At 52.7% G+C, this 24358-nt stretch carries 17 protein-coding genes; 15 read left to right on the forward strand and 2 right to left on the reverse strand.

What is annotated here, in order from left to right:
* The first annotated feature begins 9 nt into the window (after nt 1–9).
* From rpsD to rplQ, 3 genes are read left to right on the forward strand one after another with little or no spacing between them, the layout of a single operon-like run.
* Nucleotides 10–630 (forward strand): 30S ribosomal protein S4, encoded by a 621-nt coding sequence (rpsD, locus tag F7R27_RS14910; protein ID WP_151705056.1) that lies wholly within the window; start codon nt 10–12, stop codon nt 628–630.
* 26 nt (nt 631–656) lie between these two features.
* Nucleotides 657–1661, forward strand: coding sequence for a DNA-directed RNA polymerase subunit alpha (locus F7R27_RS14915; protein ID WP_151705057.1), 1005 nt, complete (start codon nt 657–659; stop codon nt 1659–1661).
* 39 nt (nt 1662–1700) lie between these two features.
* A complete protein-coding gene (gene rplQ / locus F7R27_RS14920; protein ID WP_151705058.1) occupies nt 1701–2096 on the forward strand; it encodes a 50S ribosomal protein L17 in 396 nt (131 codons plus the stop codon).
* 124 nt (nt 2097–2220) lie between these two features.
* Here the strand turns inward: rplQ and F7R27_RS14925 are convergent, their stop codons facing one another.
* Entirely contained in the window at nt 2221–4554 is a 2334-nt protein-coding gene (locus tag F7R27_RS14925; RefSeq protein WP_240776387.1) for a penicillin-binding protein 1A, read from the reverse strand.
* Between the two features lie 212 nt (nt 4555–4766).
* On the opposite strand from F7R27_RS14925, the gene pilM reads away from it, so the two are divergent.
* The 12 genes from pilM to F7R27_RS14990 all read left to right on the forward strand — a co-directional run bounded on the left by pilM (nt 4767) and on the right by F7R27_RS14990 (nt 21407).
* Complete coding sequence (pilM, locus tag F7R27_RS14930) at nt 4767–5822, forward strand: type IV pilus assembly protein PilM (RefSeq protein ID WP_151705060.1); 1056 nt, start codon at nt 4767–4769, stop codon at nt 5820–5822.
* Between the two features lie 10 nt (nt 5823–5832).
* Nucleotides 5833–6381, forward strand: a complete 549-nt coding sequence (locus tag F7R27_RS14935; protein WP_151705061.1) for a PilN domain-containing protein — start codon at nt 5833–5835, stop codon at nt 6379–6381.
* The gene (locus tag F7R27_RS14940) at nt 6381–6983 is read left to right on the forward strand and encodes a type IV pilus inner membrane component PilO (RefSeq protein ID WP_151705062.1); all 603 of its coding nucleotides are present in this window, start codon (nt 6381–6383) and stop codon (nt 6981–6983) included. Before F7R27_RS14935 ends, F7R27_RS14940 begins: the two co-directional genes overlap by 1 nt.
* Nucleotides 6970–7539: a pilus assembly protein PilP gene (locus tag F7R27_RS14945; protein ID WP_151705063.1), complete on the forward strand. Its 570-nt coding sequence runs from the start codon at nt 6970–6972 to the stop codon at nt 7537–7539. Before F7R27_RS14940 ends, F7R27_RS14945 begins: the two co-directional genes overlap by 14 nt.
* A 44-nt stretch (nt 7540–7583) precedes the next feature.
* On the forward strand, nt 7584–9872 hold the full coding sequence (locus tag F7R27_RS18825; RefSeq protein WP_240776388.1) for a type IV pilus secretin PilQ: 2289 nt from the start codon (nt 7584–7586) through the stop codon (nt 9870–9872).
* A 10-nt stretch (nt 9873–9882) separates the two neighbouring features.
* Nucleotides 9883–10398 carry a shikimate kinase AroK gene (aroK, locus tag F7R27_RS14960; RefSeq protein ID WP_420846636.1) on the forward strand — a complete coding sequence of 172 codons (516 nt, stop codon included), beginning with the start codon at nt 9883–9885 and terminating at the stop codon, nt 10396–10398.
* 29 nt (nt 10399–10427) lie between these two features.
* A complete protein-coding gene (gene aroB / locus F7R27_RS14965) occupies nt 10428–11525 on the forward strand; it encodes a 3-dehydroquinate synthase (protein WP_151705065.1) in 1098 nt (365 codons plus the stop codon).
* Nucleotides 11526–11537: 12 nt separating this feature from the next.
* Nucleotides 11538–13289, forward strand: coding sequence for an AAA family ATPase (locus tag F7R27_RS18735; RefSeq protein WP_151705066.1), 1752 nt, complete (start codon nt 11538–11540; stop codon nt 13287–13289).
* A 220-nt stretch (nt 13290–13509) separates the two neighbouring features.
* The gene (gene gltB, locus F7R27_RS14975) at nt 13510–17964 is read left to right on the forward strand and encodes a glutamate synthase large subunit (protein ID WP_151705067.1); all 4455 of its coding nucleotides are present in this window, start codon (nt 13510–13512) and stop codon (nt 17962–17964) included.
* A gap of 70 nt (nt 17965–18034) precedes the next feature.
* A complete protein-coding gene (locus F7R27_RS14980) occupies nt 18035–19468 on the forward strand; it encodes an FAD-dependent oxidoreductase (RefSeq protein WP_151705068.1) in 1434 nt (477 codons plus the stop codon).
* A gap of 174 nt (nt 19469–19642) precedes the next feature.
* Nucleotides 19643–20683: a sensor histidine kinase gene (locus tag F7R27_RS14985; RefSeq protein WP_151705069.1), complete on the forward strand. Its 1041-nt coding sequence runs from the start codon at nt 19643–19645 to the stop codon at nt 20681–20683.
* A 1-nt stretch (nt 20684) separates the two neighbouring features.
* Nucleotides 20685–21407, forward strand: coding sequence for a LytR/AlgR family response regulator transcription factor (locus F7R27_RS14990; protein WP_151705070.1), 723 nt, complete (start codon nt 20685–20687; stop codon nt 21405–21407).
* Between the two features lie 31 nt (nt 21408–21438).
* Here F7R27_RS14990 and F7R27_RS14995 read toward each other — a convergent pair whose 3' ends face one another.
* A complete protein-coding gene (locus F7R27_RS14995) occupies nt 21439–24177 on the reverse strand; it encodes a pilus assembly protein (RefSeq protein WP_168927521.1) in 2739 nt (912 codons plus the stop codon).
* Between the last annotated feature and the right edge of the window lie 181 nt (nt 24178–24358).

Raw genomic sequence — 24358 nt, forward strand, 5'->3', positions numbered from 1 at the left:
GACGGTAAAATGGCTCGTTATCTTGGACCAAAGTGCAAGCTGTCGCGTCGCGAAGGCACTGATCTCTTCCTGAAGAGTGGTGTACGCGCGCTTGATAGCAAGTGCAAAGCTGAAGTTGCACCTGGAGTGCACGGAGCACGTCGTGCTCGTCTCTCCGATTACGGATTGCAGCTTCGTGAAAAACAGAAAGTTCGTCGCATCTATGGTGTGCTCGAGCGTCAATTCCGGAGCTACTATAAGGAAGCTGCTCGCCGTAAGGGCGCTACAGGTGAAAACCTGCTGCAGCTTCTGGAAGGTCGTCTGGACAATGTTGTGTATCGCATGGGTTACGGTTCAACCCGCGCAGAAGCGCGTCAGGTTGTATCTCACCGCCAGATCACAGTAAACGGTCAGGTTGTCAATGTTCCCTCTTACCAGGTACAAGCTGGTGATGTGGTGGCAGTACGCGAAAAATCCAGAAATCAGCTGCGCATCAAACACGCGCTGACTCTGGCCGCACAGCGTGCACCTGTCGAGTGGATCGAAGTCGATGCCGCTAAAATGGAAGGTGTCTTCAAGGCCCTGCCAGAGCGTAGCGACCTGTCAGCCGACATCAACGAAAACCTGATTGTCGAGCTTTACTCGAAGTAATTCTTGAACTCTTGACTGGTGGAACTATGCAGCGTTCAGTAAACGAGTTTCTTAGTCCGCGTCATATTGACGTACAGGAGATTAGCAAAACTCGCGCTAAAGTGACTCTTGAGCCACTCGAGCGCGGATTTGGCCATACTCTGGGCAATGCGCTGCGCCGTATTTTGCTCTCTTCAATGCCTGGTTGTGCAATCACCGAAGTCGAAATCGACGGTGTTCTGCACGAATACAGCAGTATTGAAGGTGTTCAGGAGGATGTCATTGAGATCCTTCTGAATCTGAAAGGCGTAGCAGTCAATCTCTTTCACGGAGATGAAGCTGTCCTGACTCTTTCAAAATCAGAGCAAGGCGTAGTAACAGCTGCTGATATTCAGCTTACACAGGATGTTGAAATTGCCAATCCTGAGCATATAATTGCTCACCTGAATGGCAAGAACAGCCTGAACATGCGGCTTAAGGTCACTCGTGGACGCGGTTACGTACCTGCTGATTCACGTCAAAGTGATGATGACGAAACGCGTGCTATTGGCCGTCTGCAACTGGATGCCAGTTACAGCCCGGTACTGCGTGTTTCCTATCTGGTGGAAAGTGCGCGTGTTGAACAGCGTACCGATCTGGATAAGCTGATCATCGATATTGAGTCGAATGGTACAATTGATCCTGAAGAGTGTATTCGCCGTGCTGCGACAATTCTGCAGCAGCAGTTGCTTGTCTTCGTTGATCTGGAAGATGCAGGTGAGCAGTCACGTGCAGAAAAAGAAGATCCTGAGATCGATCCGGTGTTGTTACGTCCGGTAGATGATCTTGAATTGACAGTTCGCTCGGCTAACTGTCTTAAAGCAGAGCAGATCTATTATATCGGTGACCTGATTCAGCGCACTGAAGTAGAACTGCTAAAGACTCCTAACTTGGGCAAGAAGTCGCTGACCGAGATTAAGGATGTTTTGGCATCCAAAGGTCTGTCACTGGGTATGCGTCTTGAGAACTGGCCACCCGCCAGCCTCAGAAACGACGATAAAGCAGCTTCCTGAGTTGGCCTTCTTTCGCTAAAGTTGTTAAGGATTTAGAAAATGCGTCATCGTAAATCTGGTCGTCACTTAAATCGTACAAGTGCACACCGCAAGGCGATGTTCAAGAATATGTCAGTGTCTCTGTTCGAACATGAACTGATCAAGACGACTCTGCCAAAAGCTAAAGAACTTCGTCGTGTGGCTGAGCCACTGATCACACTGGCTAAAAATGACTCGGTTGCTAACCGTCGTCTGGCCTTTGCCCGTACACGCAGCGATGAAGCTGTGGCCAAGCTCTTCAATGAACTGGGTCCACGCTACGCCAATCGTCCTGGTGGTTATGTTCGCATTCTTAAATGTGGATTCCGCAAGGGTGACAACGCGCCTATGGCGTATGTTGAGTTGGTAGATCGCCCAGCTAACGCAGAAGCAGTTACTGATACGTCAGAAGATTGATCTGCAGGTGCTGATAAAAAACCCCGGACTGCCGGGGTTTTTTTTGCCTGTAATTTGTACATCTGACTGAGTGATAGCTCTGGAAATTCATGCCATGACTGAGTTACCTCAGTCATGCTCTTGATCAGTAGCCGAAGATGGACTCGATGACCGAGCCTGAGTCGCGCTGTTCAGGTGTGCTGGCAGTAGCGGCTGGGACCGTGCCTTCACGATAGTACTCCAGCATGGCGTTGCTCTGGCCGGGGTAAGCCAATTCGCCGGTAGTCGGATCTATGCGCACCTGCACTATCCCCGGTGGTGGTTCAAAACCTGCTTCAGGTGCGTCCTTCAGAGCTGTGCTTATGAAGTCTATCCAGACGGGTAGCGCGGCAGTGCTGCCAAATTCATTGCGTCCCAGTGATTCAGGCTGGTCGTACCCTATCCAGACGGTGGCTACCAGGTTGCGATTGTAGCCTGTAAACCATGCATCCCTGTTTTCATTAGTGGTACCGGTTTTGCCGGCAAGATCGCCTCTGCTTATAATCTGTGCGCGTCGACCGGTGCCCCTCCTGATAACATCCTGCAACATGTCATTCATCAGAAATGCGGTTGTTTCGCTCATGATGCGCCGATCAGCCAGCTCGCTGGCGTTTTGCAGGTCTGCAAGAATGGCGGCTTCTGAATCACAGTTTTCTCTGCAGATTGTAAAGGGACTCGCATCGAAAATGACACTGCCTTCCTGATTGCGGATTTCGGTGATGAAGTAGGGGTCAACACGGTATCCACTGTTTGCAAATGCAGCAAAACCAGCGGCCATTTGCAAGGGTGTAGTATCAGATGTTCCCAGGGCCAGTGAAAGGGCAGCGGGTGTGCGGCTGGCCTCAAACCCGAACTTGAGCAGTTCATCGCGTGTACGTTCAACGCCCAGGTCACGCAGCACCCTAATGGTCACCAGGTTGCGTGATCGATAAAGCGCCTCACGCAGTCTTATCGGTCCATCAAAGTCGCGTGTGTAGTTCTCGGGTCGCCAGTCTCCGTCAAGGCTGACATCATGGAAAACTATCGGGGAGTCATTGACAATGGTTCCGGGCGAGAAGCCCTCTTCAAGGGCTGTGGTATAGATAAAGGGCTTCAATGTAGAGCCGGGCTGTCTGTACGCCTGAACAGCCCGATTGAAATTGTTATGGGCGAAGCTGAAGCCACCCGACAGTGCCTTTATCGCACCATCATGCGGGTCAAGTGCAACTAGTGCACCCTGTACTCGCGGAATCTGTTCGAGGTGCCATGTTTGATTATCGCTGGAGGATACACGTACAACATCACCGGTCTTGAGGATGTCAGCAGCGCGAGAGGGGGTTGGCCCCATTGAGTTTACAGTGCGAAACATGCGTGCCCAGCTCATGGCGCTCCAATCCAGAGTAGCTTCGCTGCCATCACGCAATAATATGCTCGCACTCTGTTCCTGAACGTCTGTGACCAGTGCAGGTAGCAGGTGGGCATAAACAGGGACGCGGCGAAGCTCTGCCAGGCGCTCGCTGGTGGTCAGTGTGCTGATTTCGAGGGTGGATTCTGCTCCATGATAGCCATGTCGTTCATTATAATCGCGAAGACCTTGTCTCAGAGCACGGTCCGCAGCCAGTTGCATAGTGCTGTCGAGAGTGGTGATGACTGTATAGCCATCGGTATAGGCTGCTTCACCATACTGACTGAACAGTTCCTGGCGCACCATCTCCGCTACATAAGGAGCTGAGAGTTGGATCTCGCTGCTGTGGTAGCGTGCAATCTCAGGCTCACTTACAGCCGCACGATAGTTTTCCTGGTCAATATAACCCAGAGCCAGCATGCGACCGAGTATCCAGTTACGGCGCTCGGTGGAGCGCTGAGGGTTGGTAATCGGGTTTGATGCAGAAGGGGCTTTTGGAAGGCCGGCAATCATGGCCAGCTGTGCCAGACTCAGTTCGCTGATATCTTTGCCATAATAGACATTTGCTGCAGCCTGAATGCCATAGGCACGCTGGCCCAGATATATCTTATTGATGTAGAGTTCAAGAATCTCTTCTTTGGTCAGCTCCTGCTCTATGCGCAGAGCCAGTAGTATCTCGATGAATTTACGCTCGAAGGTTCTGTCACGCGTCAGGAAGAAGTTTTTCGCAACCTGCATGGTAATGGTCGATCCACCGGTCTGGATCTGACCACTCTGTACCAGTTGCAGTGCTGCACGTGACAGTCCCTTGATATCTATGCCCTGGTGTTCAAAGAAACGGCTGTCTTCAGCGGCCTGGAGAGCGTGAATAAAGTGCTGGGGTATCTGCTCATAACTGATGGGTGTCCTGCGCTGCTCGCCAAACTCAGCAATCAGCAAACCATCATCAGACAACACTCTTAATGGCGTCTGGAACTTTACCTCACGCAGCTCCTGCACATCCGGCAGGTCAGGACTAAAGTAGTACCAGGCAAAGGCAAATGCACCTCCTGCCACTAAAACTCCAGTAAATGTAAGGGCTATGACTGTTTTTAGAAGCAGGAACAATAATCGCATGCTAACCTGTATATTAGTAATCGGGTTGTATAAATGACATTATATCGGTCATAGGCCTTTACTCTCTAGTGGACAGCAGTTTTAATTAATGGAATTAAGCGTTAAAGTGCTCATAGAAAGTGGGATTACTCAACATTGGAAGGATATGTGCAGTGGTCAGCTTATTCTCAGGTAAATCCGCTGGCTGGGTAGGAATAGATATCGGTTCCTCATCGGTCAAACTTGTATCCTTGTCCAGGCATGGGCGTGATATTCAACTCGATGCCTATGCTGTTGTTCCTTTGCCCCCTACAGCTGTGGTTGATGGCAATGTCGAGGTGGTTGCTGAAGTATCGGATGCAATCGAGCGTGGCCTCAAAATCTGCGGTGGCCGTTATGCTCAGGCTGTCGTTGCAGTCCCATCCTCTTTTGTCATTACCAAAAAACTTCAATTGAGCAACCTGTTCATTGGTCTGGATCTTGAGGATCAGGTCAAGGTTGAAGCTGACCAGTTCATCCCATATCCACTTGATGAAGTGGCATTGGACTTCGAAGTGCTGGGTCCGGTTCCCACTGCGCCCGAATTAAATGACATTCTTCTGGTTGCCTGCCGTAAGGAGGGTGCCGAGTTACGTGAGGACGCAGTAAACTCCGCAGGCCTCAAGTGCGGCATCATCGATGTTGATACCTATGCAATGGAGCGAGTGTTGGCTCTCATGGGGGATGGCTCTGATGGCAAGCTGGTCGCTATTGCTGATATTGGTGCCTCAACCCTTGCCCTGAACGTGTTCAGGGGCGGCGAGATAATATACAACCGAGAGCAGGCTTTTGGGGGGAATGAGCTGACCAACCTGATCCATCAGCGAGAAGGTATGGAGCAGGATGCTGTTGAGTATGCTTTACGCGAAGGGTCTCTGGGCGAAGAGGTCTATGAAAATCTGGTGCGTCCATTCAGCAATACCGTCGTGCAGCAGTTATCACGCGCGCTGCAGTTCTTTTACTCATCCGGAATTCAGGGTGAGCTGTCCACTCTGTATCTGTGCGGTGGTGTTTCCAGCCTTGAAGAGCTTTGTCCTCAGATGGAAGAGGAACTTGAAATACCGGTGCGCCAGCTTGATCTGATGTCAGTCACGAAAGCGGGCTCTAAACTTAATGCAGAACGTCTCAGGCGCGATGCTCCAATGCTGGTCAAGGCCTGTGGCCTGGCGCTTCGCAGCTTCGATCAATAGGATGTGAGATATGGCTCGAATTAACCTGCGGCCTTGGCGCGAAGAACGAAATGTAGCGTTGCAGAAGCAGTTTATCATCAATCTCGTGATTTCTGCGTTGATCGGTGTTGTGCTGGTATTCGGGGTAACCTACTACTTCAATATGCAGATAGAGAGGCAGCAGGCTCGAAACGAATATCTGCGCGCCGAAAGCGCGAGGCTTGATCGGGAAATCCGTGAGATCCAGGAGCTGAACCGGCGCAGGGCACAACTGCTGGAACGGCTTGAGGCGATTGAACAGTTACAGGGAACCCGTCCTGTGATTGTCAGAAATTTTGATGAGCTGGTCAGAGTGATACCTGATGGGCTTTATTATAATTCAGTGGTCAGAAGTGGTCAGCGCATCACGATAGATGGTTTTTCGGAGCAAAACCGTGACGTATCAAACCTGATGCGTAACCTGGAGTCTTCCATCTGGTTCGGTGAGCCAACACTTTCCCGGGTCAGTGCCTCCGGGGCACAACGGCAGTTTAATCTCTCTGTGCCCATGCGCAGCCCGCGGGCTGAGGAGGCTGAATAATGAAGATGGATGGTCTGAAAAATGCCTTTCGTGGTTTTGACCCCAATAGCGTCGACTTCAATACGGCGGGTAACTGGCCGATAGGCATCAAGATCATTGCCTATATCATCGTGATCGCAGCAATGTGTGGTGCGGGCTATTATTTCATCATAGCGGATAAGCAGTCTGGTCTGGAGCGAGAGATCGCCAGAGAGCCAGAGCTCAGGGAGCAGGTGCGGTCAAAATCCTTTCAGGTGGCTAATCTGGTACCTCTTCGCAAGCAGATGGAAGATGTTGAAGAGCGTTTTTCCGAGCTGCTGAAGCAGTTGCCGACTGAGCGCGAAGTGCCGGGCCTGCTTGAAGAGTTGAGCGACATCGGACGTGGTGCAGGACTTCAGATAGAAGTGATTGCTCTCCAGGCAGAGCGCAAGGCAGAGTTTTATGTGGAGTTGCCGATAAATATTCAGGTTACCGGCACCTTTCACCAGATGGGTGAGTTCGTCAGTGGTGTATCGGCCATTGAAAGGATTGTGACGCTGCATGACTACTCTATCCGCTCAGGTTCCGGTAATAATTTGGCGATGACCATCAATGCGAAGACATACCGCTATGATCAGGAATAAGAGTAGCTGGCAGAACGCGGCAGGCATCCATATCAAGTGGGCTGGTCTGCTGTTGACTGTGATTATCCTGCAGGGCTGTATCTGGGTAGAGGATACCTCTGACCTGCAGCAGTTTGTGGCAGAACAGCGTGCGCGTCCTTCTGGGCAGATACCGCCTTTGCCTGAATATAAGCCCTATGAAGCCTTTGTTTATGAAGGCTCTGCTCTGCGGGATCCATTTCGGCCTCAGGTGGCTGAGGTGGTGCAGATAATGGATGCGGATACGGGGATCAGGCCGGAAGAGGATCGTATCAAGGATTACCTTGAAAACTATGGAGTCGATAACCTTGCGATGGTGGGAACAATCAGTAATCTCAACGACGAAGGCTTATGGGCTTTGGTAAGAGATACGAAAGGTGAAGTTCATCGAGTAACTGTAGGTGACTATATGGGTCTTGATCATGGACAGGTACAGTCGATAGATGAACGTGAAATCCGTCTTGTTGAGATAGTGTCAAATGGTCGTGGCGGTTGGATGAAGCGTCCGCGTAATATTGTTCTCCCCGAGCCGAAATAGGGATGCAGATCGTGAATACATCAAAAAACAATACTAGATGCGTTATGCAGCCCAGTGCGGCACTGCCGATGTGGCTCTGGATGTTGGCCCTGCTTACAACACTGCTCTCAAGTGTTGTCGCTGCGCAGGAAGTTCAGCTTAAGGACGCCAATTTTGTGGCACTGCCGGGTCAGAAAATCGAAGTGAGACTGGATTTTGATTCGCCGCCGCCGGTTCCCAACGCCTATATGATTGACAACCCACCTCGGTTGGTGATGGATTTCTTTGGTGTTACCAATGAGCTGGGGCAGCGCCAGCTGGATCTCAAAACCAACCTTGTCGACAGCCTCAATTTTGCACAAGTGGAAGGGCGCTTGCGTGTTGTGGCTAACCTGAATGTCAAGGCCGAGTATACGATGTTGGCCGAAAACAACAGTCTTTTCATGGTGTTTGAAGACAGTGGTATTGGTGCTGGTGTTTCCAGAGTTGCTGCGCCAACCCCGATTGAAGGGGCAAGAATGCCTGCAGCGGCTGATGACAGAACGCGTATTCGCGGTATCGATTTTCAGCGGGTTGAGGGCAATAGAGGCCGTGTAACGGTGACGATGAGTGATGATCGTGCTGGCCTTGATATTTTTGAAGAGGGTAATAACGTCATCATTAATCTTGTGGGTGCCAGCTTGTCAGATGCGCTGGAATCCCGCCTTGATGTCATGGACTTTGCCACGCCTGTGATGTTCATTGATGCGATGGTCAGTGGTGAAAACACCATGATTCTCGTCAAGCCTTCTGCCGAACCTTATGACTTCATGGCCTATCAAACAGGTAACCAGCTGTTTCTGGACTTCAAGCCTTTGACTTTTCAGGAGCAGGAGGAGCTGTCCAGATCTCAGTTCCCCTATTCGGGTGAACGCATCGATCTGAATTTCCAGAATGTAGAGGTCCGCACAGTATTGCAAATACTGGCTGAAGTGGCTGAAATGAACCTTGTTGTCAGTGATCAGGTGGGTGGTACGGTTACCCTAAGGCTGAAGAATGTACCCTGGGATCAGGCGCTGGATATCATACTCAAAACCAAGAATCTGGATAAGCGTGAATCCGGCAATGTCCTGATGGTAGGTACGGCTGCTGAAATCAGCGCTCGTGAACAGATGGAGCTTGAAAGTCAGCAGCAGGTTCAGCAACTGGCACCCTTGATCACTGAGTATATACAGGTGGACTTCCGGCGTGCGACAGATATGAAAACGCGGCTTGAGGATGCGCGCATGGTGTCCGAACGTGGCTTTATTCTGGCCGATGATCAGACCAACGTACTGATGATACGCGAAACAGCCAGGCAGATGGAGGAGATCCGGCGCACTCTTCGCCGCTTTGATATTGAAGTAGCACAGGTGCTGGTTGAAGCTCGTATCGTTAATGCTTCAACGGACTTTTCCAAGGCGCTGGGTATTCGCTGGGGGGCTGGGTTCATGAATGACCGCTGGCAGATCGGCGGTTCACCGAATTCACCTGGCACACCTTTTACTGCGCCTCTGACGACAACCTCTTCCAGCTTTAACCAGGGCTTTAACCAGGGTTTCAACCAGGGCTCCACTCAGGGTAGTAACCAGTCAACCAATACCGGCAGTGCTACAACGGTGACTGTGGGCGATACTGTTATTAATATTGGTTCCTCATCCGGTACAACAGGCTCCAATACTTCTTCCAGTACCGGTAGCAATACCAGTAGTGGTACATCAAGCAGTTCCACAACCCAGACGCGTGGTATTCCAAGTAATCTGATGGTGGATCTGGGTGTTACACCGCAATCCTCTATCGCAATAGGCTATCTGGCGAGCAACTTCCTGCTCTCGGCAGAGCTGACGGCGCTGGAAAGTGACGGTAAAGCTGAGATCATCTCACAGCCCAAGGTTATTACAACCAATGGCCAGACGGCGATGATCAAGGCCGGACAGCAGATTCCCTATCAGAAGATAGAAGACGGTACTGTAACGATCGAATTCAAGGATGTTGCACTGAGTCTGGAGGTGACGCCGCAGATCAATCCGGGTGATCGCCTGACTCTGGATCTTAAGGTGAATCAGGATTCTGTGGGTCAGGTGCTGCCAAACGGTGAAGTATCCATCAACACCAATGAGGTTAGAACTTCTGTCGTGGTGCGCGATGGTGATACCATAGTGCTGGGTGGCGTGTTCAGGAATGAAACTTTCAATCAGGTTTCCAAAACGCCCCTTCTTGGCGACCTTCCCGTTCTGGGCCACCTGTTCAGGCAAACAGAAAAGGCTGAAAGTAAGCGTGAACTGCTGATCTTCATCACGCCTAAAATGATTCGGGATGCCTTGGCTTCACAGTAGAGGAAACCCGTTGAACATATATTTAATCGGGCCAATGGGTGCTGGCAAAAGCACCATTGGCCGTTTGCTGGCTCAGGAACTCAAGACTGAGTTTTACGACACGGACAAGGTAATAGAAGAACGTTCGGGCGCTAATATTCCCTGGATCTTCGATGTAGAGGGTGAGCAGGGGTTCAGGGATCGCGAGACCGCTGTCATTGATGAATTGACTCAGCATGACAACATCATACTGGCAACGGGTGGTGGTGCAGTGTTGCGAGAGATCAATCGGCAGCACCTGCAAAGCCGTGGATTGGTCGTATTTCTGAGTACCTCAATCGAGCAGCAGCTGGAGCGGACATCGAAAGACCGTAATCGTCCCTTGCTGCAGACTGACAATCCGCGTGCGGTTCTCATTAAACTACTGGAAGAGCGTGAACCACTATATAAAGCATGCTCGGATTTGGTCGTCAGAACCGATCGCCGGCATCCGCGAACGGTTGCCAATGAGATCATCAAGCTGGTTAAACAACTGGCGCCCTCTTGAATACAGCAAACTCCTGGAGTGAGCCTCAGATGCAAAAGCTGACTGTTGCGCTGGCTGAGCGTAGCTATCCTATCTATATCGGCAGCGGACTGATCTCTCAGTCGCTTCTGCCCACGCATATCAAGGCCAGACAGGTGATGGTCGTGACCAACGAAACCGTTGCGCCCTTGTACCTTGAGCAATTGAAGCAGGGTCTGGTCGGTCATCAGGTGGATGTTGTGACCTTGCCGGATGGTGAGCAGTTCAAGGATCTTGAGCATCTTGATCTTATCTTCAGTGCTCTGCTGTCTCACCGGCATAACCGTACTACAACGCTGATAGCATTGGGGGGTGGTGTTGTCGGCGACATGACGGGTTTTGCTGCAGCCTGCTATCAGCGAGGGGTGGCGTTCATTCAGGTTCCGACCACACTTCTGTCTCAGGTGGACTCTTCGGTTGGTGGCAAGACCGGCGTGAATCATCCGATGGGCAAAAACATGATTGGTGCCTTTTATCAGCCCCAGGCTGTCATTGCAGACACTTCAGTGCTGAGCTCCTTGCCGGCGCGTGAGCTGTCAGCCGGTCTGGCTGAAGTGATCAAGTATGGTTTGATCTATGATGCCAGCTTTTTCGAGTGGCTGGAGCAGCATATGGTGCGCCTGCGCTCAGGTGATGAGCAGTTACTGGCCCAGGCCATTCATCGCTCCTGTGAGATAAAGGCAGAGGTGGTGGCCGAGGATGAACATGAAACAGGGATACGTGCCTGGCTGAATCTGGGTCATACCTTCGGGCACGCCATAGAAACCGAGATGGGTTATGGCAACTGGTTGCATGGCGAGGCCGTAGGGGCGGGAACCATGATGGCGGCTGACCTGTCAATGCGTTTGGGCTGGCTCAAGCAGGAGGATGTTGAGCGGGTACGGGCAATTCTGATTGCGGCAGGTCTACCGGTTTTGCCACCGGAAGAGATGTCAGCGCAGCGTTTCTGCGAACTGATGGCTGTCGATAAGAAAGTACTTGATGGACAGTTGCGCCTGGTACTGCTTAAATCGATCGGCGAAGCTACAGTTACCGACCAGTTTCCGGCCGCACTGTTGCATCAGACTCTGAGTGCAGGTAAATACCTGGGCCAGCTTTCAAACACTTGATCAGGTTGTTCTATGGCGCTGTCTCATTCACTGTATGTTGAACCACCGTCGCGCATGCAGCTTACCGATAAGCTGCGCCATATGGCTCGTTTTTCAGATTTTGTCATTTTGCTGCTCGGTGATGTCGGCAGTGGCAGAACGACCCTCCTTCAGCAGCTGCTGCCGCAGGAAGAGGATACGTCGCAGCGGATCGTTCAGGTAGCGCTCACCAAGCCTACCGATGTCACAACGCTGCTGATAGAGCTGGTATCGGCCATGGAGTTGGAGTGTTCGGCAACGGCAGATAACCGTGAACGGCTGACAGAGGTTCACAGGCAGGCCAAGGCACTGGCTGAGCTTGAGATTACGTTGCAGATCTTTGTTGATGACGCTGACCTCCTGACAGACAATGCGCTGGAGTTGCTGACCGGCTTTACCCAGATAGAGCGTGGTGCCCCGCATCTTCTGATGACCGCTCAACCCCCATTTGAGCAGAGGCTGCTTGAATTGGGTGTTACGCAGCGCCTGGATGGATACCAGCATGTACAGATTCTGCATCCGTTTGAGCCCGAAGAGGCAGAAGCGTTTGTGGCAGCCTTGCTGCCTGAGGGAGTCGATATCAAGCCACGACTGCTCAGGCAACTGATCGACAGGAGTGAAGGCAATCCCGGAAGTCTGCGAGCCGGTGTGTCTGATTTGTTGAAAAAGGGCGGGGTGGTCAAACCCGGAGTTGCATCCAGAGTAAAATCAGGGGTTGCAGCAGGGATGACATCAGCAGGCATTACATCCGGAGTTAAGGCTTTTCCGCTGCCACCAGTCCATCTGGCGGGTATTGCGCTGGTACTGGTGGCGATTACCGGAGTGGCAGTGTGGCAGTTCCTGCCTTCAGAACCTGCCGTAACCAGTGATACGCAACGTTTGTCGATCCCCCTTGAGGTGTCGTCTCTCTCTGGCCCGATTGTCACAACGCCCGAACCCGCTGTGCGTGATGATCTGGCACAACGACTGGCAGAGCAGGAGGCGAGGTTACAGGAAGATGCTGTTTCCATCGATCTGACATCAGGCGGCATACCTCTGACCGAGCTCGCTGAGCTTAATCCGATTGTCGAAGAAGAGGCAGACCAGGATAGTGATGAAGTGATAATGCCCGAGCCGGAACCCGTGGATGCAGCACCGGTTTCTGCGCCACAGGCTGCTCCTGAGTCACCCCCTGTACCTTCATCGGCAGTGGCCCAGTCAGCTGGACAGCAGGCCCCCCCTGGACGTGTAAGTCAGCCACAGGCAATATCACCTGCACCTGCACCTGCACCTGCACCTGCACCTGCACCTGCACCAGCACCAGCACCAGCACCAGCACCAGCACCAGCACCAGCACCAGCACCAGCACCAGAGCCCAGTGTAGCGGCGGCCCCCTCGCCACCACCAGCGCCACCACCTGCCCCAGCTTCTGCAGCACAGACTGCCAGCTCCTCTTCACAGCACCCACTGTTGCGTGAGAAAGAGTTGATGGGATGGCCGGATTCCGGTTATACCTTGCAGATGCTGGGTGCTCGGTCAGAGCAGAGTGTCGTGAGATTCATCGAATCTCAGCAGGAGAAGCACAGATTCTATTACTTCAGGACTATTTTCCGAGAGCAACCCTGGCATGTGATCGTATATGGTCAATACCCGACTCGTGCTGCTGCGATGTCCGCTGTATCGACTTTGCCCAGCGAATTACAGTCTTTGCAGCCTTGGGCGCGCAGTATTTCAGGTGTCAAGGCCGATATTGGCAAGAAACAATAATACCTATATATAACAAATACCTATAATAAATCTCCTGCTTATTTAATGCCTGATTCGGGTTCCAGACTGATCTGAATCAGGATCTGTGCTGTCTAAAATTTGTCCCGGAGCCGCATGAGGTGTAAAATCGATTCCCCTTTTCGCCTGTTACACACGCATTGAGGTCGTATATACGATATTAACTCATTGATGTAAAAGAACTTTTTAGTGAGATTGGCTTATGAGCAATGGTCTGTATCGCCACGGTGAGTTTAAAGACAACTGTGGCTTTGGCCTGATGGCACACATGCAGGGTCATGCCAGTCATGAACTGCTGCAGAAAGCAATTGAAGCACTGGCTTGCATGACGCACCGCGGTGGTATCGCGGCGGATGGCAAAACCGGTGATGGTTGTGGTCTGTTGATGCAGAAACCGGATGCGTTTCTGCGTGCCGTCGCCAAAGAGGAGCTGCAGGTTGAGCTGGGAGCTCACTATGCTGTAGGGATGGTGTTTCTGTCCAGGGAGCCTGGACTTGCAGACGCAGCTCGTCAGCGCCTGAACAGCGAGTTGGAAGCACAGGGGCTGGCCGTGCAAGGCTGGCGTGTGGTTCCAACCGATAACAGCTGCCTGGGGCCGATTGCCAAAGATACCTTACCTGCCATTGAGCAGGTTTTTATTGATGCGAAGAGTAAAACGGAACGTGAATTTGTAACCAGTCTGTTTGTCGCACGTCGCAAGGCCGAACAAGGCCTGGAGTCAGATCCGGACTTCTATATCTGTAGTCTCTCGGATAAAGTCATCTCCTACAAAGGATTGATGATGCCTGTGGATCTTCCCAGTTTTTACAAAGATCTGGGTGATGCAAGGTTGGAAACAGCTATCTGTACCTATCACCAACGTTTCTCAACCAATACAGCGCCGCGTTGGCCGCTGGCACAACCTTTTCGCTTTCTTGCCCACAATGGCGAGATCAATACTATCGATGGCAACCGGAACTGGGCCAGAGCGCGCAGCAATAAATTCGCCACCCCGTACCTGCCCAATGTGGAAGAACTGCAGCCTATCGTGAACACCACCGGCTCAGACTCATCCAGCATGGACAACATGCTGGAGTTTCTGCTGGTAGGGGGCATGGATATCTACCGTGCCGTGCGCATGATCGTGCCACCGGCGTGGCAGAACGTGGAGACAATGGACTCCAATCTGCGTGCCTTCTACGAATACAACTCCATGCATATGGAACCCTGGGATGGTCCGGCCGGTATGGTCATGACCGATGGCCGCTATGCGGTCTGCATGCTGGATCGTAACGGCCTGCGTCCCTCTCGCTGGGTGATGCTGAAGCAGGGCTATATCTGCACCGCGTCCGAGATCGGTGTGTTCGACTACAAACCCGAAGATATCGTGGCACAGGGTCGTGTCGGACCGGGTCAGATACTGACCATCGACACCGAAACAGGCGAAGTGCTGCATACACCGGATATCGATGCCAAGCTGAAAAGCCGTCAGCCCTATCGTAAGTGGCTGAAAGAGAACGCCATGCGTCTTGAGCAGACCATGAGCTTTGTGGAGGAATCACAGTCTTTCCGTGAGATGGCGACGGAAGAGATCAAGATCCACATGAAGATGTTCCAGGTCACCTTCGAAGAGCGAGATCAGGTGATCCGTCCTCTGGGTGAGAGTGGTATGGAAGCGGTAGGCTCCATGGGCGACGATAAGCCGATGGCAGTCTTGTCCAAGCGTATCCGCTCGCCTTACGATTACTTCCGTCAGCAGTTCGCGCAGGTTACCAACCCGCCGATCGATCCGCTGCGTGAAGCGATCGTCATGTCGCTCGAAACCTGTATCGGTGTTGAGCGCAACGTGTTTGAGGAGAGCCCTCAGCATGCACGTCGTGTGATCCTGAGCTCACCTGTTCTGTCTGCCAGCAAGTTCCGCAGACTGCGTAACAACACGGTCGGTGACTTTGACTCGATAGATCTTGATCTGCAGTACGATCCGGCTATAGGTCTGGAACAGGCGATTCGTGATCTGTGTGACAAGGCCGAGAAAGCGGTGCTGGATAACAAGGTGATTCTGATCCTGACTGATGCCTACTTGCAGCGCGGCAAATTGCCGATTCATGCAGCGATGGCAACCGGTGCCGTGCATCACCATCTGGTGGGCAAGGGGCTCAGAACCAACACCAATATTGTGGTCGAAACCGGCACAGTGCGTGATCCGCATCACTTTGCGGTACTCTTCGGTTTTGGTGCCACGGCGGTTTACCCTTATCTGGCGTATCGTGTTCTGAACGATCTGTGTCGTACCAACGAACTGACCAATGATCCACTGCGTGCGCATGAAAACTATCGCAAGGGGATCAACAAGGGCCTGATGAAGATCCTCTCCAAAATGGGGATTTCCACCATCGCGTCCTATCGCGGTGCGCAGCTGTTTGAGGCGGTCGGTCTGTCGAGTGAAATCGTCAACCTGTGCTTTACCGGTGTCGCCAGCCGTATTGAGGGTGCTCGCTTTGAGCACTTCCAGTTCGAGCAGGATCTGCTGGCGAAGGAAGCCTGGAGCGCTCGTAAGCCGATTCAGCAGGGCGGTCTGCTCAAATATGTGCATGGTGGTGAGTATCACGCCTACAACCCGGATGTGGTCACATCGATCCATCAGGCCGTTGCCACGGGAGATGCCAAGGCTTACCAGCGCTATGCCGATCTGGTGAACAAGCGCGGCGTGGCGACGATCCGTGATCTGTTTGCAATTCGCAAGGATATCAAGCCGATCCCGCTGGATCAGGTTGAGTCGGCTGAGAAGCTGTTCCCACGTTTTGATACCGCAGCCATGTCACTCGGTGCGCTGTCGCCAGAGGCGCATGAAGCGCTGGCAGTGGCGATGAACGAGCTGGGTGGTCGTTCCAACTCAGGTGAGGGTGGCGAAGATCCGGCACGGCATGGCACTATCAAGCGTTCCAAGATCAAGCAGATTGCCTCGGGGCGTTTCGGTGTTACACCGGAATACCTGATGAGTGCTGATGTGATGCAGATCAAGGTCGCGCAGGGTGCGAAGCCGGGTGAGGGTGGTCAGTTGCCGGGTGGTAAGGTAAATGAGCTGATCGCTCGTCTGCGTTACTCAGTACCAGGTGTGACCCTGATCTCGCCACCACCGCATCACGATATCTACTCGATCGAGGATCTGGCGCAGCTGATTTTTGATCTCAAGCAGATCAATCCTGAGGGGCTGGTATCGGTCAAGCTGGTATCGCGTCCGGGTGTCGGCACGATCGCCTGTGGTGTGGCCAAGGCCTATGCCGACCTGATCACCATCTCTGGCTATGACGGCGGCACGGCGGCATCCCCGCTGACCTCCATTCACTATGCCGGTTCACCCTGGGAGCTGGGACTGGCGGATGCGCATCAGGCGCTACGTGCCAACCAGTTGCGCGGTAAGATCCGCCTGCAGACTGATGGCGGTCTGAAAACCGGTCTTGATGTCGTCAAGGCTGCAATGTTGGGTGCGGAAAGCTTCGGCTTTGGTACCATGCCGATGGTCGCGCTGGGCTGTAAGTACCTGCGTATCTGCCATCTCAACAACTGTGCAACCGGTGTCGCGACGCAACGTGCTGATCTGCGTGAAGAGCATTTTCGTGGCACGGTCGAGATGGTCAAGAATTTCTTCCGCTTTATCGCAGAAGAGACTCGTGTACTGATGGCTCAACTGGGTGTTCGCACCATGGATGAACTGGTGGGTCGTACCGAACTGCTGGAGATTCTTGAAGGTGAATCAGACAAGCAGCGTTGCCTTGATCTGACGCCGATTCTGAGCAAGGCGGGCGTGCCGGATGAGTATCCGCAGACCTGTCAGCAGGAGAGAAACCAGCCATATGATCCGGGTAGCCTGAACGACAGGATGCTGGAGCTGGCCAGGGATGCGATCGAAGGCAAGAGCGGCGGTGAGTGGGAGCTCAAAATCACCAGCTGCGATCGCTCCGTCGGCGCACGCACCTCCGGGTTCATTGCCAACCATCACGGCAATCTGGGTATGAGTGATCAGCCGGTGATATTCAATTTCCGTGGTCATGCCGGGCAATCTTTCGGGGTCTGGAACGCCGGTGGTCAACACCTCTATCTGGAAGGTGATGCCAACGACTATGTCGGCAAAGGGATGTCCAGCGGCAAGATCGTGTTGCGCCCGTTCAGCGGTGTTACCTTTAAAACGCACGAAACCGCCATCATGGGCAACACCTGTCTTTATGGCGCAACCGGCGGAAAGCTGTTTGCAGCGGGTCATGCCGGTGAGCGTTTCGCGGTGCGCAACTCAGGTTGCCATGCTGTGATTGAAGGGGCAGGTGATCACTGCTGCGAATACATGACGGGCGGTATGGTGACGGTACTGGGCAAAACCGGCTACAACTTCGGTGCAGGTATGACCGGAGGCTTTGCCTATGTGCTGGATCTGGACAACAGCTTTGTGGATAAGTACAACCACGAACTGGTGGATATCCACCGTGTCGCGCCTGAGCAGATGGAGGCGTATCGCAACCACCTGCGCTCAGTCATTATCGAGTTTACCCGTGAAACAGGCAGCGCCTGGGGGCGTGAGATCCTCGACAATTTCGATGATCTGATTGGTAAGTTCTGGCTGGTCAAGCCCTATGCAACCGGGCTCAATGAACTGCTGAACAGCATTCGCAAGCGCCCGGAATAAGCATGCCAGGGTATGATTATCGGCAGCACCTGGCTCCAGAGTGGGTCAGGTCTCCTGAAGAGGTATTAAAATGGCTGAACGTCTGAGTAATGACTTCCAGTTTATGGATGTGGGCCGTAAGGGGCCCAAGAAAATCACGGCATCTGTGCGTAAAAAACAGTTCGCCGAAATCTATGAGCCTTTCCGGCCCAAAGATGCTGCCAGCCAGTCACATCGTTGCCTGGAGTGCGGTAACCCCTATTGTGAGTGGAAATGCCCGGTACACAACTTCATCCCCAATTGGCTGAAGCTGGTCACAGAAGGCAACATCATGGAAGCGGTGGAGCTGAGCCATCAGACCAACACCCTGCCAGAAGTCTGTGGCCGTGTCTGTCCGCAGGATCGTCTGTGTGAAGGGGCTTGTACCCTGAATGATGGCTTCGGTGCCGTGACCATCGGTTCGGTTGAGAAATATATCACCGACACCGCGTTTGCGATGGGCTGGCGTCCGGATATGAGCCACGTGGTCTGGACCGACAAGAAAGTCGCCGTGATTGGTGCCGGTCCTGCCGGTCTTGGCTGTGCCGATATTCTGGTGCGCAATGGCGTGCGTCCGGTAGTGTTTGATCGCTATCCCGAGATCGGTGGCCTGCTGACCTTTGGTATACCGGAGTTCAAGCTGGAAAAAGATGTCATGGTGCGTCGTCGCAAGGTGTTTGAAGGCATGGGCGTTGAGTTCCGCCTCAATACCGAAGTCGGCAAAGACATCAGCATGGAAAAACTGCTGGAGCAGTACGACGCAGTCTTCCTTGGTATGGGCACCTATACTTATATGAAAGGTGGCTTCCCCGGTGAAGATCTGGATGGCGTGTATGATGCACTGCCGTTCCTGATCTCCAACGTCAACCACTGCCTGGGCTTCGAGAAGAGCCCCGAGGAGTTCATCAACCTCAATGGCAAGCGTGTTGTCGTGCTTGGTGGTGGTGATACAGCGATGGACTGTAACCGCACATCGATTCGCCAGGGTGCCAAGTCGGTGACCTGCGTTTATCGCCGCGACGAGGCCAACATGCCGGGTTCTCGCAACGAGGTGGTCAATGCACGGGAAGAGGGCGTTAAGTTTGCCTTTAACCGTCAGCCTGTCGAAGTGGTCGGTGAGAATGGCAAGGTAGTAGGCATCAAGGTGGTTACTACCCGCATGGGTGAGCCGGATGAGAATGGCCGTCAGCGTGCAGAAGTGGTCGAAGGGTCTGAAGAGATCCTCAAGGCCGATGCCGTACTGATCGCCTTTGGCTTCCGCCCGAGCCCTGCACCCTGGTTTACCGAGTTTGGTATCGATATGCACGAAGATGGCCGTATTCATACCAGCGGTACGCCTGATCAGGTAGGAAAGTTCGCCTTCCAGACCAGCAACCCGAAAGTGTTTGCCGGTGGTGATATGGTGCGTGGTTCCGATCTGGTCGTGACCGCGATTGATGAAGGTCGTCGTGCTGCCGAAGGGATTCTGGACTATCTCGAGGTCTGAATCTGGCTCTGAGATGAAAAGCCGACATGCGTGCAGACGGGTGTCGGCTTTTTTGTTGCCTGTTTCAGGTGGGCTTGCCAGACCTATCGACTGAATCCCTGATCCAGGTCTCTGTTTCTGCTGTTGGATGAACTATTCTTAAACTTTGATCAGCCATATCTGGAGTAAGGGCAAATGCGCAGGCAGCAGGAGGTTGTGGGTCGTCCCTATCTACCGGTGTTCTGTCAGGAGAGCATGGTACTGCGGGTAATAGTACTGGCGCAGGCTGTGGCGATCTTGCTGGCGCTGGCGCCCGGTGTGGTTGAGGATCGCTGGGTGCGCCTGGGCTTTACCACCCTGTTTGTGCAGTGGGTGGCGTTACTGAGCATACTACTGTTGTGCCTGTTTCAGCGCATGATGCGCCGACTGAAGCCGAAGCTGCTGATTCCGGCTTCGCTGTTGATTCTGCTGTTGGTAACCCTGTTGGTGAGTATTCTGGCCTATCATGTGTTGGCTAACTGGGGCTGGGTGACCCGTGAAGGGCTGGGCAGTTTCGTCATCAATAACCTGGCGATTGCGCTGGTAGTCGGTGCGATGTGTATCCAGTTGTTTGTCATGCATTATGAACGCAGTGAACGCATTACCGCCCAGTCTCGTGCGGAGCTGGATGCACTGCAGGCCAAAATACGCCCCCACTTCCTGTTCAACTGTCTGAACATGATAGCCGAGCTGACGCGAGAGGACCCGGTTGGTGCCGAACGTGCTCTGCTCAACCTGTCAGGCCTGTTTCGTGCTGCACTGAATGCCGGAGAACAGTCAACACTTGAAGAGGAGCTGCAACTGTCGCGACAGTATATTGAGCTGGAACAGTGGCGACTTGGCGATAGATTGAAAATAAGTTGGGATCTGCCTGAGCAGCTGCCCGCCCTGACCTTGCCGGTACTGACGCTGCAGCCGCTGTTGGAAAACGCCGTGCATCATGGAGTGGAAGTGCTTCCCGAAGGGGGGCGCATTATCATGAAGCTGCACCGCAGTAAGGATTGGCTCACTCTGCTGATCGAAAATCCGGTTGGCCGTTCAGCTACTTCATCAGCAGGTAACGGTGTCGCGATCCGCAACATACAGCGCCGTCTGGAATTGGTGTATGGCGAGCAGGCTAAAGTCACTCACGGCCCTGTTGACGGGCTCTATCGATTGAAGATTGTATTGCCACTTTCCGAGGATAAAGGTGTATGAGATGAAAGTGCTGATAGTGGATGATGAGCCGTTGGCGCGCAGCCGCATAAGGCGCTTACTGGCGAGCCATGAGGGCTTCAATTGCGTTGGTGAGGCAGTCAATGGCATGCAGGCACTGGAGCTGGCGCAACAGCTGCAGCCGGAGTTGGTCATGCTGGATATCGAAATGCCCGGCATGAGTGGATTGGAGGTAGCGGCTACTCTGTCCCGTAGTACCCCGCCACCAGCGATTATCTTCCTCACGGCACATCCGGAGCATGCGCTGGATGCCTATCAGGTAGGGCCATCCGATTATCTGCTCAAGCCGGTCTCGGAGGATCGCCTGGCACAGGCGTTGCAAAGACTCAGTGTTCGCAATCGGGCCCAACTGGAGGCTAGCCGCGAGCAGCAGGAGTGGATCAGCTATCAGATAGGTGGCGCTTTACGCCGTGTACCCTTTTCAACCTTAATCGCCTGTCAGGCGGATGGGAAGTATGTGCGCCTGGTGTTTGATTCGGGTGAGGCATTGATTGAGAAGAGCCTCAAACAGTTGGAAGAGGAGTATGGTGAGAGTTTATTGCGTGTGCATCGTAATGCGCTGGTGAATCGCAGCCGACTGGAAAGTCTGGTGACACTGTCAGGTTGTCACATAGTGAAGATGCGAGGGACTACTCTACAATTTGATGTGAGCCGACGCCATGTGAGTGAGGTGAAGGGGGTCTTGATCTCTTCCCCTTCACCATAAACTCGTTATTTTCTACCAGCCTTGCTGGTTATCATCGGTCAGTGTCGACGTTCCAGTAGATACGTGACCGTGTCTGCTGAATAACCGGAGACAACTCAACTGGCTCCAGTCCTTCACAACCTATGCAGAAAGTTACCGGAGGCTCATCTGCACAGTTATCTCCTACACAGCCAGGGTTGGTTGGCACAACAGTACCAATAACTGGAGCAATCGGCATGCCGCCACCTGGGATTTCTACTGATCTATCACCACCACAGACATTGTTTACACCAATCATGCCAGAAGCGGTGAAGAGATTTACACGGTACGCAGTACTTATACCCAGCGGCAGGGTACACATTCCAGCAGTTGCACCACCGGGTCGGTAGGTGTTGAAGAATACTGAGCCCGCTGCAATTGCAGAGGTGGTAACAACTTGCTCACCCTGGCCAGGTAAGCTCATAAACCATCCACGCTGACTGCTTGTTGGATAAATACCCTGAGCATCACAATCAGTCGGAACTGAGTAGTTAGTGATCAGAATGCCGTCCAGGTCGATGGCAGTATTATCCGTTGGATAATCAAGGAAGACAAAGAAGCGATCGTCAATATCTTCTTCATAGGGGTAGTTTGTTTCCAGAGGACGTTCTCTGTTACCACTGCCAAATGCAAGGTACACAGTATTCTTGTATGGCAGTACTGAAGGGGCATTAAACAACTTACGTGAATCGGCAGTGTAGGCTATCTTGTGGATGCTCCAATCGGCAGGTGCCAGGGCATCTTTGGTAACCGGGTTTACAAAGTTGATACGCCAGACATTACCACTTAAATCGACAGCATAGGCAAAGTCGACCAGCCCATCGTAGTCAGTATCAACTACTTTGATATCAGCTGCCACCGCTCCGTCGGTTTCAAAGTGCCTGATCAAGTCACCCGTATATGCATCGACAATATAGATCCCGCGACCTTTTGAACTGGCATCGCAGGTTGTGATCGGCGCATCAGTATCTTCACAGTTGTCGTAACCAGCACCGAAGATCAAAATGGGTGGCGTTGGACTTCTTAATGGCTCTGGCCACTGCTCAAGTGGCTCTGTTGCTAGAGGGTAGCCGCCAACATGCGCTGGTTGAGGAAGTGACCAGGTCTGCCCCAGGCTCGTAAAGTCACTACTGGTACAGCCGCTATCATTGCTCGTGTTGGGACAACCAATACGCCATAGCAGAGACGGCGAAACAGGGTTGGACACATCAAGGGCATACACCATACGGCCTCCACGGCGCATAGTCGGGTAAATATAAGCCAGATCCACTTCGTTGTCATTGTTATAGATGACCAGTTGTCCGGTTGACCCGTCGAAAAAATAATCCTTTGGCTCTGGATTGGCTGATGGGTCCTGATTCGGAAAGGCTACGAGTGGTTCATTATCATACAAACGCTGCATCTGGCTGAAGTGTTCAGGTGCCAGCAGCGACCACCTCTCCTCTCCAGTTTGTGCGGAGATAGCGCGGAATAGCCCGTCATTAGCACCATAGAAAACAGTTGTTCCAATATTGTCACCATAGTTGATCGGTAGTGGACGAGAGTGCACCACGTCCCCATGAATGTGAATGCGTGCTGTATCACCAGAAGTATTGAAACCACGAGTGTATTGGCGAACATTGTTTCCACCAAGGCTGTCATTGAAAGTAGAGCTGAGCGGCGTCAGGCTATTACTACTGACGGTATATACGACACGATCAGCGCTTGTCGCGATTCCACGTGCTTGTTGGGCAGCACCGCCTTTTTCAACGAATGGTCCATCAGGCAGGTCAGACCATGGGGCATCTTCATCGCCAGCAGGCAATGTTGTACAGACACTTCTGGGTGGTGGGGTGACCCCCTTGTCTTGCCAGAAACCTGCAGAGTCTTCACTCCAGAAGCTTTCGGCACATTCTGAAGCGAAATTGGTGAGCGGGTTCACTGCGGGTTGTGCAGGAGTACGTGCATCCGCCAACTGAACGGTACCGCCGAATATGCCGACCTGATACTGCTTGAGATTGCCGAACCAGCGCGGGGCGGCAAACTGATCAGGTCTGAACATTCCGATAAATACCTGATTCTCATTTTGGGCGCGGTTTGTGGCGCTCAACGGCAGAGCAACAGCTGCGAAAGTAGAGTTGACTGATAGAATATCTGAAATTATGGAGTCAATTGCAGCTTGGATAGACTCCTCATTTCTTGCTGCGAAGTAACGGCCACCACCAACATTAGCGGCGCTTAGCATCAGGCCGGTATGGTCAGCATTTTGCTGCTTGTTAAACACATCAATCGTATAGGTGATTACAGGGGCACGATAGACTTGGGGAGTATTGTCTACATCAAGATAGTCGATGGGGATACCATGAACGTAGAAGAATCGTGCCCAGTCATCGAAGTTCCAGTCACGTCCTTTAGTGTTATCTGTCTGACCTGTCGGCGTCACAGTTGTGACCTCATCGGTTATCTGAACAGCCAGACGATAGTGGTTGTTCTGCGCACAGCTACTGCCATCCAGTGAGCTGGTGGAGCAGGCACAGTTGGCTTTGCCGAAGCAGAGCCCACCCGCATTATTTTCAGCTGTAGTACAGGCGCTCACACCAGGGTTGTTGGTTTGATAACAGGCGGCTGAGTAATCAACATGTGCAGGGTTATCAGGTTGAGTGACCGAGGTAACGATTGTTTCAGTGGTGGTGGTGAAAAGGGGAATGGGCAGGGGAGTGCCGCTATTTTCTGTGGCAAGCCTTGCAGCCGTACCTCCAGCTTCGTTATACAACTCTCTGAGTATCTGGCTATTGGCAGAGTCATCGCTTGATGGTCCACTGTTGTTCGGGTTGCCGATAAAAATGACATATGTCTGAGTACACATGTCCTCATCAACCAGTGGTGACTTGAATTGGCTGAAGTTAGTGACATATCCGTCTGGATCTGCCAAAGATTCAGGTGTCCCAGCTCCG

The organism is Nitrincola alkalilacustris (assembly GCF_008973755.1).
GTDB classification, from domain to species: Bacteria; Pseudomonadota; Gammaproteobacteria; order Pseudomonadales; family Balneatricaceae; genus Nitrincola; species Nitrincola alkalilacustris.